Consider the following 14677-nt stretch of genomic DNA (forward strand, 5'->3'; position numbering starts at 1 on the left):
CGACAAATTTATGGAGGTCAGTCGTTTTGAAAAAAGCATTAAATATTATAGAGATTATTCTTCAAATCGTATTGGTGGTAGCGATTAGTATTATAGGTTCACTGCTACAAAAATGGCTACATATACCATTAGCAGGAAGTATTATCGGTATGATATTATTTTATATTTTATTACATTTTAAAATTATTCGTGTTGAATGGGTTTCTAAAGGAGCCGACTTCTTATTAACTACAATGGTCTTCTTCTTTATTCCTTCAGTTGTAGGAATTATGGATATTGTTTCTAATATCACTACAAGTTATATTATTTTCTTCCTCTTGATTATTATTGGTACAAGCTGTGTGGCACTTGTTTCTGGATTTATTGCTGAAACAATGTCTAAGAAAAAACCTCATACTAAGAAAGGAAATCATTAAAAATGGATATATTAAAAGGCGTTTTAATGATATTATTAACTGTTGTAATGTATAAACTTGCTCAAATATTACAACGTAAATATAATAACCCATTATTGAATCCAGCATTAATCGGTTCACTTGGAATAATTATTGTTTTACTTTTAACACGTCAAAACTATCACGATTACATGATTGGCGGTCAATGGATTAACCATCTATTAAATGCCACTGTTGTATGTCTTGCTTATCCACTTTATAAAAATAAAGATAAGATTGTAGAAAATATTGGGGTCATTTTTTCAAGCGTCATGGCTGGCGTGATATTGAATTTTGTGTTAGTGTTTAGTTCGTTAAAGTTATTAGGTTACTCAGAAGAAACAATCGTAACTATACTACCTAGATCAATCACAGCTGCTGTAGGAATTGAAGTTTCTCAAGAACTTGGAGGTACAGATACGATTACAGTACTGTTTATCATTACTACTGGATTGATAGGTAGTATGATGGGTTCAATGCTACTTAAGGTTGGTCAATTTAAAACATCAATCGCGAGAGGTTTAACATACGGAAATGCATCACATGCTTTTGGAACTGCAAAAGCGTTAGAACACGACATCGAATCTGGCGCATTTAGCTCAATTGGAATGATTTTAACAGCAGTTATTAGTTCAATTCTTATTCCAATTATGATTAAGTTGTTTTACTAAAGGGAATACAGAAATAAAATGTATATTTAGGAAAGGGGCTATTTAATCAAATGGCGAAGATTAAAGCAAATGAAGCATTAGTTAAAGCATTACAAGCTTGGGATATTGATCACTTATGGGGTATTCCAGGTGACTCAGTTGACGCAGTAGTAGATAATTTAAGAACAGTTAGAGATACTTTCAAATTTTATCATGTACGTCATGAAGAAGTTGCAAGCTTATCAGCTGCAGCATATACAAAGTTAACAGGTAAAATCGGTGTAGCTTTAAGTATTGGTGGACCTGGGATTGTTCACTTATTAAATGGTATGTATGACGCTAAAATGGACCGTGTACCTCAACTTATTATTACAGGTCAAACGAATAGTACATTATTAGGTACAAAATTCTTCCAAGAAACTAACATTTCTAAAATGGTTGACGACGTAGCAGTATTCCATCACCAAGTTCAAAAAGGTGATGACTTATTTGAAATTACAAATGAAGCGATTCGTACTGCATATGAAAAAAATGGTATAGCCGTTATTATTTGTCCAAATGATCTATTAACTCAAAAAATTAAAGACACTACAAATCGTCCAGTAGATACGTCTAGACCAGTGTTACCAACACCATCTTATCGTAGCATTAAAAAAGCTGCTAAATTAATTAACAAAAGTAAAAAACCAGTTATGCTTGTTGGGGTAGGTGCAAAAAATGCTTCAACTGAATTACAAGACTTCATTGAAGCAGCTAAAATCCCTGTAATTCATACATTACCAGCTAAAACTGTTTTACCTGATTCACATCCATACAGTGTGGGTAACTTAGGTAAAATTGGTACAAAAACGTCTTATCAAACTATTCAAGATGCTGATTTATTAATCATGGCTGGTACTAACTTCCCTTATGCAAATTACTTACCTAAGAAAAATATTAAAGCGATTCAAATCGACACAAATCCAAACGTAATTGGTGAACGTTTCGATATTAATGTTGGTATTGTTGGTGACGTTAAATTAGCATTCCATCAATTAACTGAAGCAATCAAACCAGTACCTCATCGTTCATTCTTAGACAAAACGTTAAAACGTAAAGCTGTATGGGATAAATGGATGGAAAAAGACATGAATAATACAAGTGCTCCAATTCGTCCAGAACGTTTAATGAAAGCTATCAATGATTACAGTAAAGATGACGCTGTATACTCAATCGATGTTGGTACTTCAACTGTTTGGGGTACACGTTACTTAGACTTAAATGTTAATAATAAATTTATTATCTCAGCATGGTTAGGTACAATGGGTTGCGGTCTTCCAGGTGTCCTTGCTTCTAATATTGCTTACCCAGGTCGTCAAGCAATTGCAATTACTGGTGACGGTGCATTCCAAATGGTAATGCAAGACTTCGCAACTGCTGTTCAATACGATTTACCAATGACAGTCTTCGTATTAAATAACAAACAACTATCATTCATCAAATATGAACAACAAGCTGCTGGTGAATTAGAATATGCCATTGACTTCTCTGATATGGATCATGCTAAATTCGCTGAAGCTGCTGGTGGTAAAGGTTATGTATTAAAAGACCCTAACCGTATTGATGAAATTGTTGAAGCAGCATTAAATGAAAATGTACCAACTGTTGTTGATGTACATGTTGATCCAAACGCTGCGCCATTACCAGGTCAAATCGTTAACGAAGAAGCATATGGTTATGGTAAATGGGCTTACAGATCTATCACAGAAGATAAAGAATTTGACTTTGATAAAGTACCACCAATCTCTGTAGCTGCTAAACGTTTCTTATAAGAAATAGATTCGACACACTGACGAAAGTAATGCTTTTGTCAGTGTTTTTTTATGAATATTTAAAATATAAAAAATGTAAAATATTAGTAAAAAAGATATTGAAAACGCTTTATATTATAGGTATAATTAAATTGTTAAAAAAGAACTGCGTGTTACTATTCGATTAGGCATGAGCAGATAAGCTATCATTATTTTTGTCATAAATGATGGGCTTATTTGGTCATGCTTTTTTAATGCGTAAAAAAGATATATTGAAAGGATTGAATCAAAATGTTTAAAAAGCTATTTGGACAATTGCAACGTATTGGTAAAGCATTGATGTTACCTGTGGCAATCTTGCCTGCAGCTGGATTATTACTAGCAATTGGAACAGCTTTTCAAGGTGAAGCATTACAGCAATATCTTCCATTTATTAAAAATGGAGTAATTCAAAATATTGCTAATATGATGACAGGTGCTGGTGGTATTATTTTTGATAACTTACCTATCATTTTTGCACTCGGTGTAGCAATAGGACTAGCAGGTGGAGATGGTGTAGCAGCCATTGCAGCTTTTGTCGGATTTATTATTATGAATAAAACCATGGGAGCATTCTTAAATGTTACACCAGCACAATTGGAAGACCCATCTAAAGGATTCGCAAATGTTTTAGGCATACCTACACTTCAAACTGGAGTGTTTGGTGGGATTATTATAGGTGCTTTAGCAGCTTGGTGTTATAACAAGTTTTATAATATTTCCTTACCATCGTATTTAGGGTTCTTTGCGGGTAAACGTTTTGTGCCGATTATGATGGCAACGACATCGTTTATTTTAGCTTTCCCAATGGCTTGGATTTGGCCATCCATTCAAAATGGATTAAATGCATTTAGTACAGGTTTATTAGATTCTAATACTGGATTGGCAGTATTCTTATTTGGATTTATTAAACGATTACTTATTCCATTTGGTTTACATCATATTTTCCATGCGCCATTCTGGTTTGAATTTGGTTCTTGGAAAAATGCAGCTGGAGAAATTATTCGAGGAGATCAACGTATTTTTATTGAGCAAATACGTGAAGGTGTTCATTTAACTTCAGGTAAATTCATGCAAGGTGAATTTCCTGTTATGATGTTTGGATTACCAGCAGCAGCATTAGCAATTTATCAAACAGCTAAACCTGAGAATAAAAAGGTAGTTGGAGGCTTGATGTTATCAGCAGCTTTAACATCATTCTTAACTGGTATTACTGAACCACTAGAATTTTCATTCTTATTCGTAGCACCATTATTATTCTTTATTCATGCAGTACTTGATGGATTATCATTTTTAACACTTTATCTACTACATTTACATCTAGGATATACATTCTCTGGAGGATTCATAGATTTTGTTTTATTAGGTATTCTTCCAAATAAAACACCATGGTGGTTAGTGATTCCAGTAGGATTAGTTTACGCTGTTATTTATTATGTTGTATTTAGATTCTTGATTGTTAAATTCAACTTTAAAACGCCAGGTCGTGAAGATAAACAAGCCTCTGTAGCTAATACATCTGCAAGTAAATTACCTTTTGATGTGTTAGATGCAATGGGCGGTAAAGAAAATATCAAGCATTTAGATGCTTGTATTACGCGTTTACGTGTTGAAGTCAATGATAAATCTAAAGTAGACGTTGAAGGACTAAAAGCCCTTGGTGCTTCAGGGGTGCTTGAAGTAGGAAATAATATGCAAGCGATTTTTGGTCCTAAATCAGATCAAATTAAACATGATATGGCACGCATTATGAATGGAGATATCACAAAACCTAGTGAAACCACTGTGACTGAAGATACATCAGATGAGCCAGTACAGTTGGAAGAGGTAAAAGAAACGGATATCTATGCGCCAGGTACAGGTCATATAATTCCATTATCTGAAGTGCCAGATAAAGTATTCTCAGAAAAAATGATGGGTGACGGTATTGGATTTGTTCCTGAAAAAGGCGAAATTGTAGCACCATTTGATGGTACAGTTAAAACGATTTTCCCAACGAAACATGCCATCGGTTTAGAATCTGATACAGGAATTGAAGTATTAATTCATATTGGTATCGATACAGTGAAATTGAATGGTGAAGGCTTCGAAAGTTTAGTCGATGTCAATGAACCTGTCACACAAGGTCAACCATTAATGAAAATTAATTTAGCATACTTAAAAGAACATGCGCCAAGTGTCGTTACACCAGTGATTATTACAAATCAAGGTGATAAAACATTAACATTCGATGATGTTGATTCAGTAGATGCTGGTAAACGCATTATGACAATTAAGTAATAAAACAAGCCTGGGACATCATATGTGTCTCAGGCATTTTTAATGTGTTGACAGTCGATGACTGAATTGAAAAGGTGTGGTCTCAAGTTTTTCAATTCTAATCCTCTTTGCCATGGCGGGACGACGAATTCAGAAAGAATTCTGTCCCCCTTATTTTTTATTTAATATACAACATTATTCAGTTATATCATTCTCAATTAATAATTTGATAGCTTTATGATCTGTAGCATTTCTAAATAAGTCATAAGCATTTTCAATGTCACTTAATTTACTATAATGTGTCACGAGTTGTTCTGGTTGAATGATTTTAGATTTGAGAGCTTCCAACAATTCTTCAGTGGTATTAGCAGAAACTAAACCCGTTGTAATGTTGATATTTTTAATCCATAATTTTTCGATATCAAATTGAACGGGTAAGCCGTGAACACCAACATTAGCAATTGTTCCATCGACGCCAATCAACTTTTGACATAAATCAAATGTTGCTGGAATACCAACTGCTTCAATAGCAACATCGACACCACGATGATTGATATCTTTGATTTGTTGAATTACTTCATTCACATGACTAGAATTAATTGTATGAGTCGCGCCAAATTTTTTGGCTGTAGCTAAACGATGATCGTCTAAATCAATCATAATTATTTTTGAAGGTGAGTAGAATTGAGCAGTTAATAAAGAAGCTAATCCAACTGGTCCAGCACCTACAATAGCAACAGTGCTTCCAGGTTTTACTTTTCCTTTTAATACGCCAATTTCATAACCAGTCGGTAAAATATCTGAAAGCATCACGAGTGCTTCATCAGATAAAGAAGTAGGAGCATGATATAAAGAATTATCTGCAAAAGGGACTTTCACATATTCTGCTTGCGTACCATCAACAAGATGTCCTAATATCCATCCACCTCCATTTTCACAATGAGCATAGATACCTTTTTTACAGTAATAACATTTGCCACAAGATGAGATACAAGACACAATGACTTTATCGCCGACTTTGAAGTTATTGACATTAGAACCAACAGATTCAACAATACCAATACCTTCGTGACCTAATGTGGTATATTGAGGAACTTCAGGTGTGTCCCCTTTAATAATATGTAAATCAGTACCACAAATTGTTGTTTTGACTATTCTAATAATAGCGTCAGTACTTTCCGTAACAACTGGTTTTTCTTTATCGACGAGCTTAGCTACGCCAGGTTTTTCATAGATGTAAGCTTTCATGTTGATTCCTCCAATATAAATTGTGAATTATTTCACAAACATTATAACATTAATTTAATAAGATGTATTCTATTTTGAAGAGAAAATCATTGAACTCTTGTTAAACGTATTTAACAAGAGGATTTAGATGAAAAAATAAGTGTAACATCGTAAAATAAATATGTATAAGAGAACTAGACCGTTAAATTAAATAAGTAGGTGAAAATATGACTAAAAATATTGAAAGTATAGAACAATTTCATCAATTTATTCAAACGCATCGATTAGTAGTGATTCATGTTATGCGGAATCATTGTTCAGTATGTCATGCGGTATTGCCACAAATTGAAGATATCGTCAATGATTATTCTAAAGTACATTTTGCTGTTATCAATCAATCTAATGTAGAAGCTATTGCGGGAGAACTATCTATATTTACTGTTCCAGTGGATTTAATATTTTTGGACGGAAAAGAAATGCATCGACAAGCGCGTTTTATCGATATGCAAGATTTTGAGCACCAGTTAAGTTTAATGCATGAGAGTTTAAATTAAGTTAAGAAAGCCTAAACACGATAAATGAATTGTTGTGTTTAGGCTTTTTTTACTATTTATTTAAGATTGATTCAATGATAGCATCAGCACGTTGTTGATGCTCTAAAATAATATGACTTGATTGTTTGAAACGAGTAAGTTCATCTTCTTCTAATTTCAGTTCAATGACACGATCAGCACCATTACCGTTAATCACTGTTGGCGTTCCAATATAAAGGTCATTTAATCCATATTCACCTTCAAGATAACTTGACACATTCATAATCACATTTTTATTAAATAAAATAGCTTCTACAATACGTACTAAACTTAATGATATGCCGAAGTTTGTAGTACCTTTTCGAACGTAAATATCATATCCCACTTGAGTAGTTTGAGAAGCGATAGATTGTTTGAACGCGGTTTGGTCTACTCCTTTATTCAATAAATCAAGAACAGGTTCGCCGGCAATTTGAGCATGAGACCAAACAGCTACTTGAGAATCACCATGTTCGCCAATAACAGGCGCATAGACATTTTGTGGTGCCACATCAAACGTGCGACTTAAGAAAAATTCGAAGCGGGCTGTATCTAATGAAGTGCCTGATCCAATAATTTTATTCTTAGGAAATTGAGACACACGTTTTATGACATAACTCATAATATCGACTGGATTAGATGGAAGTACAAAATAACCATCGAAACCATGAGCAATGACTTTTTGAATCATAGGCACAAAGATATTTACATTATCTTCTAATAATTTTAAACGTGTGTCGCCTTTATCTAATTTTGCACTTGCACAAATGACGACGATATCAGCATCACTACAATCACTATACGAACCAAGATGTACATCTACAAACTTATCTCCAAAAGGTGTAGCATGGTTTAAATCCCATACATCTGCTTTTGCTTTATCTTCATCAATATCAATAATAGCTAGCTCATCGACTAGTCCTTTATCTACAACTGCATGTGCAAAGGCAGAACCTACGAATCCACTACCAATAAGCACAATTTTATTTCTTTTCATTCATCATAACCTACTTTCTAAAATAAAATAAAAATTCTGATAATTGTATTTAGAATAGCACGTATCACTATTTTTTTAAATCTTTAAAAGTTGAATAAGCGATTTACTAAAATATAATGACTATGAGGTATATAATAATATAGAGTATAGGAGGTTAAAAAATGAAAAAACGATTGTTAACCGTAGCGACATCTGCAATTCTTGGAACTTTAGCTTACATTAAAGTAAAAGAAAAACGCAGTTATCAAAGCTTTATTACTGAAAAATATATTCGTATGTCTGGAATGAAAAAAACATTTGAAAATGTGAATGATGCTAAAAAAGCATTAGAGGAGGTCAAACCCTTAACAGCTGGTAAATATGATGGGACAGATTATGAGTTTAAACATCGTGCGCATACTAGAAGTATTAATGGTTCTGTCACATATATTGTTAATGATAAAAGAGAGCCTCATCAAGATGTTGTGCTTTACATTCATGGGGGTGCTTGGTTCCAAGATCCATTAGATAATCATTTTGATTTTATTGATCAACTTGCAGGAGAATTGGATGCACGAGTGATTATGCCTGTCTATCCTAAAGTACCTCATAGAGACTATCGAACAACATTTGAATTACTAAAAAATATTTATCAAAAAGAAATATTAGAAGTTGAAAATCCGCAACATATGACGATAATGGGAGATTCAGCAGGCGGTCAAATCGCTTTATCATTCGCACAATATCTTAAAAAAGAAACACCATTACCACAACCAGGACATATTGTGATGCTGTCTCCAGTTCTTGATGCAACATTTAGCAATCCCGAAGCTAAAAAATATGAAAAAATAGATCCTATGTTAGGAATTGAAGGAAGTAAATATTTCATTCAATTATGGTCTGGTGATACGCCAATAGAAGACTATAAAATATCGCCAATTAACGGAGATTTAGAAGGTCTTGGTCGTATATCTATTTTTATAGGAACAAAAGAAACGTTATATCCAGATGCATTAAAGCTCTCTAAAATGTTAAATGATAAAGGGATTGAACATGATTTTACACCAGGGTATAACTTATTCCATATTTATCCTATTTTCCCATTACCAGAACGTCAAAAGTTCTTTACACAACTAAAAAATATAATGGGAAAAGATTAAATACTAGTTTGAACGTTAGTGTTATTTTTAAAAGCATTCAAATAAAGAATAAAATATCTTTGATATCACATCTGCCTAGGCTGTTTTTTAAAAGGTAATAATAAAATAATGAGTAAAATGAGTATCATTCTAAGAATTTGAAATACAATGAAAATCGAATGTTTAGGTTGAGAAATTTTATCAAAATTCAATAACAGCATGTTACTTATTAATAGTCTAGCAGTAAGTAACATACCCATCCGCATGTATATGACGTTGATTGAATAGTAAATCAGATACTGTACCACTTAGTCCCATAATAACTATGGCACCTATCATAGTAAACAGTATTTCTCTTGTTCGTTTATGAGTAGTGTCCATATGATGTACCTCTATAAACGATATTACAATTTTTATATAAATATAAAAACAGATACTAACTTGTATTATTCTCTAGAGTTAGTATCTGTTTCTTTATATTGAGTATTAATAGTATTTTTATGTGAAGGTAGAGCATCTTCTTTTTTAATTTCAGTAAAGTTTGAAGTCGAATGTGGTGATTCATTTTTGTTGATTGTCTCGTTAGAAGATTGAGAACGATTGTTGATATAACGAGGGTCAGTATCTAGGACAGAATGACTCATGTCATTTCCTTGTAGACTGCCAATCAAAATAAAGATGAGATAACTAGAACAAGCCAGTAAAACTAAAGCAAGATAAATGCCAACTGCAATTTTAACAGGTTTAGCCATAGATTTATCCATTTATGTCCTCCTAGAGTCATAGCAATGTTTACTTATAAACTAACATGAGAGTTTTAAGTAAATGTAAATAAGAAGTAAATATTTATCAATTTACTATTAATAAATGTACGATAATTAAATTTGTTTATAGTAATTTAAAATAATCAATAATTTATCCGAGAAAATATTTATGTTTTATTAACTTTTTTATAATTTTATACTATTCTTAACTGAATATTTACATTTTTAAAACTGACTAAATATTAAGATGATAGCATACCCTTATTAAAGTGTTTAACGCATTCATTAAGATAATATTAAATGAAAGAAAAAATATGTTTAAAGAGAGGGACTTCAGTTTGATTCTCATTATCATTTGTATCGCTTTGATATTATTTCTAGGAATTAGAGAGAAAAAGCGACATACACACCGTTTAAATAAGATTCCTCTACGAATAAATATTAATGGTATTCGTGGTAAATCAACTATTACAAGAATGATTTATAGTATTTTGCGAGAAGATCAATATCATGTCATTGGTAAAACAACAGGTACTGATGCCAGAATGTTGTATTGGTTTACAGAGAAAGAATATCCTGTCCTTAGAAAACCGCAAGGCGCCAACATAGGAGAACAAAGAGACATTGTGCAAAAAGTAGTTAAGCAAAAAGGCAATGCGCTTGTTAATGAATGTATGGCAGTTAATCCAGATTATCAAATTGTCTTTCAAGAAGATTTAGTAAAAGCGAATATTGGTGTCATTGTCAATGTTATGGAAGACCATATGGACGTATTAGGGCCGACACTTCAAGATATTGCTCAAGCATTTACTGCAACGATTCCCCGAAATGGAAAATTAGTAGTCATGAAGGATGAGTTTACAGACTTTTTTGCTAAAGAAGCTAAAAAACGTAAAACTGAACTTATTGTTGTAGATAAAAATGATATACCTGAATCATACTTAAGGAAATTTAATTATTTAGTATTTCCTGATAATGTAGCCATCGCTTTAGGTGTAGCTCAAGCTGTAGGAGTTGAAAAAGACGTTGCGCTGCGCGGAATGTTAAATGCGCCTCCCGATCCTGGAGCGGTTGAAATTAAATATTTTAATGCAAATAACACAAAAAATGTATTTGTTAATGCGTTTGCTGCTAATGAGCCTCAGTCTACGAAAGCGATATTAAATAAAGTGGAATCATACGATTATCCTTATACAAAAAAAGTAGTGATTCTGAACTGTCGTTCTGACAGGGTAGATCGAACGCGACAGTTCGTTGAAAATTTTATTGAGGACGTCGAATTCGATACCTTAATTTGCACAGGAAAAAGCACGCAAATGGTTACAGATGTAATGCAACGTCTACCTGAAAAGACATACATAAATCTTGAAAATCATGATTTTTCAGATATAGAAAAAGCGATTCTTAGTGAATCACAGCAAGCACTCATATTTTGTGTGGGAAATATTCATGGTCCAGGTGGAAAAATAGCAGAATTTATAGAAGGGATAGAATAAAATGATAGGTTCGGAGTTATACTTTTCCCTATTTGTTGGTATTGTATTAAGTTTAATTTTTGCAGAAAAATTTGGGATTAATCCCGCAGGTCTTGTTGTACCTGGTTATTTAGCCCTTATTTTTGATCAACCCATTATGTTACTATCTGTGTTGGTCATTAGTTGTCTCACTTATTTTATTGTTACGTTTGGTATTAGTAGATGGGTCATTCTTTATGGTAGACGTAAATTTGCAGCGATGATTTTAACTGGTATGGTTCTAAAATTTATTTTTGATTTAATTTATCCACTCACTCCATTTGAAGTTGTAGAGGTTTCAGGTATCGGAGTTGTTATTCCTGGTATTATTGCCAATACCATTCAAAAACAAGGTGTTGTAATTACATTAGCTACAACAATGTTATTAACATGTATGACTTATGTCATCTTGTTCTTATATAGCTTTATTAATTAATCGCGAGCGAGGAGCGCATAATAATGAAAAAAACAAAACGATTATCAGCGAGCGAATGGTTACTTAAGCAATCAAAACGACATAAACGAAGAAACTTTTTGTATACGTTTATTGTCTTAGTTATCACAGTAGTACTTCTAATTTTTGCTATTCGAGCTGTTAAAGTTGAACCTGTAGAGACGATGCCACATTCAGGTAATAGTATTAGAAATACATATTTAGGAAATATCACTTTGAATAATGACATCAGAAAAATCAATTTAAATGATGTTTTTAAAAGTTTAAGACAGCCATTACAACAAAGTGATTTTTCCACAGCTTCTTTATATGTGAACCAATTTTCTAAAAATCCTAAAGAAAATTTAAACAAAAACATAGAAAACATTATGTTTTTAAAAAAACAAAATATTAAAAGTATCAATTTAATTAATAGCACTATAGATAATGTACAAGCGCAAGATTTATCCAAAAAAGTTGAAGCACAAACAGATTATAATTTTTTAACTGGAAATGGTTCGAATCCAATTAATAGTAAAACAGTGCAACAAAAAGTTAAAAATAAAAAAGTCGCTAATGTTTCGTTCACAGATATTGAATCGTATTATGAAGATCCTTTAAAAAATACGACATCTATTAGCTTAGATCCTAAAATTTTTGTACCATTAATTAAAAACTTAAAGGAAAACAATGATCTTGTAGTTGTGAACGTAGATTGGGGGATTCCTAACGAACGTAATGTAACAGATCGCCAAAAAGCTTATGCTCATGCATTAGTTGATGCAGGTGCAGATGTAATCATTGGCCATAATACAGTTATACAAAGTATTGAGAAATATAAACATGCTAGTATTTTTTATAGTTTAGGAAATTTAACCTCTGCTGATTTTCTATCAAAAAATCAAAAAAGTATAGTTGTTCAACATGATTGGGATGGTCAGCATCATCAATTTCAAATTACACCTGTTCGCTCTGCAGATGGAAAATTAACAAAAGATCATATGAATAGTATGGAGTCACAACGTTATTACAATAATATTAAAGATAAAACAATTCATCTGAAAGAAAAGAATGGGGGGTATTCTTTTGAATATTAAACAAAATTGGTTACCTATTGTTACAACACTCATTATTATTGCTATTTTATTAATGGTTACATTTGCTAGAGCAAATGAAGGTCTCGATAATTACGAAAAAAATGAATTAAATAAAGCCACGGAGCAATATTTATCTAAAGGGGCCAAGTAGTATGAATATCTATAATAAAGTGACACTATCAGTCATTTTAGTGATTACAATTTTAATCTCATTTACATTTTATTTTTTTAATAAAGAAGATAAACCTGATAAAGATGATCTATATGAAAACAAGATTGCTAACCGTAAATCAGCAACCTCTGATGAGCAAAAAACGTATGGTGTCGCTTCAAACAATGCTATCGCAACACGTGTAGGTAATAAAATTATTGAAGATGGTGGTAATGCAGTTGACGCAGCGGAAGGTGTCGCATACGCGCTTGCAGTAACAGAACCTCATTCATCTGGATTAGGTGGTGGCGGCGCTACACTTACCTACGATGGTAAAAATGGTGAAGAACCTCGCATGTATGAATATAAAACAACATCTTCATTTAATTACAAAAAAGGAGATAAAATAGGGACACCTGGTTTTGTACGCGGTTTACATGATATGCATGAAAAAGAAGGTAAAATGGATGAGAAAAAAATCTTAAACTATGTCATTCCATTAGCTGAAGATGGCTTTGAAGTAGATTCAGAGTTAGAACGTAGTTTGAAATTATTTGGTTCTGACATTGATCGAAACTCTCCTTTCTTTAAAGGCAAGCGTACAGTTCGTGAAGGTGCAATTGTAAAACAACCTGCTTTAGCAAATACTTTAAAGAAAATTCGAGATAAAGGGCCGGATTATTTTTATAATCATATTGGAAAAAGTTTATCTAAACAATTAAAAAATCAACTCACTGAAGAGGATTTTAAACAAGTAAAAACAGAAGAAAAGAAACCTATTAGTACAAAATATTTAAACAATACTGTTTATGCTGCATCTAACCCATTAGGTGGGATCTTAATGGAACAAGGTTTGAAGATTGATGAAAGCGTAAATTCTGCAAATGATCGTACAGATTATATTACAGGGATTGTCAAATCTCGTGATATTATGTATCGAAATAGAGATATTGTTAATGGCAAAGAATCTAGTAGCAATACCTACTTGTCTCAAGATTATTTATTAGATAAGATTAACGGTATCAATTTTGACGCACAAGGTAGTGACTTCAATACACAACGTATTGATAACACAAGTACAACGCACTTTGTAGTGATTGATAAGAACGGTAAGTTAGCAAGTACTACAAATACATTATCAAGCTTCTTTGGAACAGGTAAATATGTTAAAGAAGGTTTTTACATGAACAACTCACTAACAAACTTTTCAACAGATCCAAACAGTCCAAACTATGGTGAGAAACATAAAGCACCACGTTCTTATACGTCACCTACTATTATTGTTGGACCCGACTTCTATATGGGCATTGGTACGCCAGGAGGAAATAAAATTCCAACGATTCTTAATGAAGTCATTGTAGACTATTTAAGAGGAAATGGTACGTTGCAAGAATCTATTAATAAGCCACGTTTTTATAATGATGGTGGAACAATCTTCTATGAAAATGCTATGGATGATAACGATGTCAATATTTTCAAAAGTCTAGGTTTTGGTGTAGAAGAAAAACGTAACGACCCTAACTTTGGTAGTGTGCAAGGTGCCGTTTATAATAAGAATGATAGAACAGTGGAAATTGGGCATGATGTAGGGAATAGATAATAAAAAAGGACAAAAATCAATCGGTTTTTGTC

General features: G+C 32.6%; 15 protein-coding genes. 11 read left to right on the forward strand and 4 right to left on the reverse strand.

The features are described from left to right. Positions 1–26: 26 nt before the first annotated feature. The 4 genes from BDW25_RS05055 (at position 27) to ptsG (ending at position 5193) form a co-directional block, all read left to right on the forward strand. Entirely contained in the window at positions 27–416 is a 390-nt protein-coding gene (locus tag BDW25_RS05055; protein ID WP_002449529.1) for a CidA/LrgA family protein, read from the forward strand. A gap of 2 nt (positions 417–418) precedes the next feature. Beyond that, on the forward strand, positions 419–1105 hold the full coding sequence (locus BDW25_RS05060) for an LrgB family protein (protein WP_002449420.1): 687 nt from the start codon (positions 419–421) through the stop codon (positions 1103–1105). Positions 1106–1155: 50 nt separating this feature from the next. After that, a complete protein-coding gene (locus BDW25_RS05065; RefSeq protein ID WP_133944993.1) occupies positions 1156–2895 on the forward strand; it encodes a pyruvate oxidase in 1740 nt (579 codons plus the stop codon). A 270-nt stretch (positions 2896–3165) separates the two neighbouring features. Next, positions 3166–5193 carry a glucose-specific PTS transporter subunit IIBC gene (gene ptsG / locus BDW25_RS05070; RefSeq protein ID WP_049334756.1) on the forward strand — a complete coding sequence of 676 codons (2028 nt, stop codon included), beginning with the start codon at positions 3166–3168 and terminating at the stop codon, positions 5191–5193. A gap of 174 nt (positions 5194–5367) precedes the next feature. Here ptsG and BDW25_RS05075 read toward each other — a convergent pair whose 3' ends face one another. Next, complete coding sequence (locus tag BDW25_RS05075) at positions 5368–6420, reverse strand: zinc-dependent alcohol dehydrogenase family protein (protein WP_133944995.1); 1053 nt, start codon at positions 6418–6420, stop codon at positions 5368–5370. Between the two features lie 206 nt (positions 6421–6626). Here BDW25_RS05075 and BDW25_RS05080 point away from each other — a divergent pair, with 206 nt between their 5' ends. Beyond that, positions 6627–6953: a thioredoxin family protein gene (locus BDW25_RS05080; RefSeq protein ID WP_002454835.1), complete on the forward strand. Its 327-nt coding sequence runs from the start codon at positions 6627–6629 to the stop codon at positions 6951–6953. Positions 6954–7005: 52 nt separating this feature from the next. Here the strand turns inward: BDW25_RS05080 and BDW25_RS05085 are convergent, their stop codons facing one another. Then, on the reverse strand, positions 7006–7968 hold the full coding sequence (locus BDW25_RS05085; protein WP_002488272.1) for an L-lactate dehydrogenase: 963 nt from the start codon (positions 7966–7968) through the stop codon (positions 7006–7008). A gap of 161 nt (positions 7969–8129) precedes the next feature. On the opposite strand from BDW25_RS05085, the gene BDW25_RS05090 reads away from it, so the two are divergent. Beyond that, the gene (locus tag BDW25_RS05090; protein WP_133944997.1) at positions 8130–9107 is read left to right on the forward strand and encodes an alpha/beta hydrolase fold domain-containing protein; all 978 of its coding nucleotides are present in this window, start codon (positions 8130–8132) and stop codon (positions 9105–9107) included. 216 nt (positions 9108–9323) lie between these two features. On the opposite strand, the gene BDW25_RS10890 is transcribed toward BDW25_RS05090, so the two are convergent. Together BDW25_RS10890 and BDW25_RS05095 are read right to left on the reverse strand one after the other, a co-directional pair. Next, on the reverse strand, positions 9324–9467 hold the full coding sequence (locus BDW25_RS10890) for a hypothetical protein (protein ID WP_002449276.1): 144 nt from the start codon (positions 9465–9467) through the stop codon (positions 9324–9326). A 65-nt stretch (positions 9468–9532) separates the two neighbouring features. Further along, a complete protein-coding gene (locus BDW25_RS05095; protein WP_002449367.1) occupies positions 9533–9850 on the reverse strand; it encodes a hypothetical protein in 318 nt (105 codons plus the stop codon). A 338-nt stretch (positions 9851–10188) separates the two neighbouring features. Between BDW25_RS05095 and pgsB the strand changes: the two genes are divergently transcribed. Genes pgsB through BDW25_RS05115 form a run of 5 tightly spaced genes read left to right on the forward strand, consistent with a single transcriptional unit; the run spans position 10189 to position 14645 of the window. Further along, positions 10189–11346, forward strand: a complete 1158-nt coding sequence (gene pgsB, locus BDW25_RS05100; RefSeq protein ID WP_002449457.1) for a poly-gamma-glutamate synthase PgsB — start codon at positions 10189–10191, stop codon at positions 11344–11346. 1 nt (position 11347) lies between these two features. Beyond that, positions 11348–11800, forward strand: a complete 453-nt coding sequence (gene pgsC / locus BDW25_RS05105) for a poly-gamma-glutamate biosynthesis protein PgsC (RefSeq protein ID WP_002449243.1) — start codon at positions 11348–11350, stop codon at positions 11798–11800. Positions 11801–11823: 23 nt separating this feature from the next. Next, positions 11824–12894: a CapA family protein gene (locus BDW25_RS05110; RefSeq protein ID WP_133944999.1), complete on the forward strand. Its 1071-nt coding sequence runs from the start codon at positions 11824–11826 to the stop codon at positions 12892–12894. Continuing rightward, positions 12884–13045 (forward strand): hypothetical protein, encoded by a 162-nt coding sequence (locus BDW25_RS10895; protein WP_002449238.1) that lies wholly within the window; start codon positions 12884–12886, stop codon positions 13043–13045. Before BDW25_RS05110 ends, BDW25_RS10895 begins: the two co-directional genes overlap by 11 nt. Position 13046: 1 nt before the next feature. Beyond that, a complete protein-coding gene (locus tag BDW25_RS05115; protein ID WP_133945001.1) occupies positions 13047–14645 on the forward strand; it encodes a gamma-glutamyltransferase in 1599 nt (532 codons plus the stop codon). The last annotated feature ends 32 nt before the right edge of the window (positions 14646–14677 follow it).

This window comes from Staphylococcus sp. AtDRG32, from assembly GCF_004365845.1.
GTDB classification, from domain to species: Bacteria; Bacillota; Bacilli; order Staphylococcales; family Staphylococcaceae; genus Staphylococcus; species Staphylococcus hominis.

Excerpts from the sequence above, each read along its gene's own strand:
- BDW25_RS05060 (WP_002449420.1), top strand. The coding sequence starts at position 419 with ATGGATATATTAAAAGGCGTTTTAATGATATTATTAACTGTTGTAATG.
- BDW25_RS05065 (WP_133944993.1), top strand. The coding sequence starts at position 1,156 with ATGGCGAAGATTAAAGCAAATGAAGCATTAGTTAAAGCATTACAAGCT.
- ptsG (WP_049334756.1), top strand. The coding sequence starts at position 3,166 with ATGTTTAAAAAGCTATTTGGACAATTGCAACGTATTGGTAAAGCATTG.
- BDW25_RS05075 (WP_133944995.1), bottom strand. The coding sequence starts at position 6,420 with ATGAAAGCTTACATCTATGAAAAACCTGGCGTAGCTAAGCTCGTCGAT.
- BDW25_RS05080 (WP_002454835.1), top strand. The coding sequence starts at position 6,627 with ATGACTAAAAATATTGAAAGTATAGAACAATTTCATCAATTTATTCAA.
- BDW25_RS05085 (WP_002488272.1), bottom strand. The coding sequence starts at position 7,968 with ATGAAAAGAAATAAAATTGTGCTTATTGGTAGTGGATTCGTAGGTTCT.
- BDW25_RS05090 (WP_133944997.1), top strand. The coding sequence starts at position 8,130 with ATGAAAAAACGATTGTTAACCGTAGCGACATCTGCAATTCTTGGAACT.
- BDW25_RS10890 (WP_002449276.1), bottom strand. The coding sequence starts at position 9,467 with ATGGACACTACTCATAAACGAACAAGAGAAATACTGTTTACTATGATA.
- BDW25_RS05095 (WP_002449367.1), bottom strand. The coding sequence starts at position 9,850 with ATGGATAAATCTATGGCTAAACCTGTTAAAATTGCAGTTGGCATTTAT.
- pgsC (WP_002449243.1), top strand. The coding sequence starts at position 11,348 with ATGATAGGTTCGGAGTTATACTTTTCCCTATTTGTTGGTATTGTATTA.
- BDW25_RS05110 (WP_133944999.1), top strand. The coding sequence starts at position 11,824 with ATGAAAAAAACAAAACGATTATCAGCGAGCGAATGGTTACTTAAGCAA.
- BDW25_RS05115 (WP_133945001.1), top strand. The coding sequence starts at position 13,047 with ATGAATATCTATAATAAAGTGACACTATCAGTCATTTTAGTGATTACA.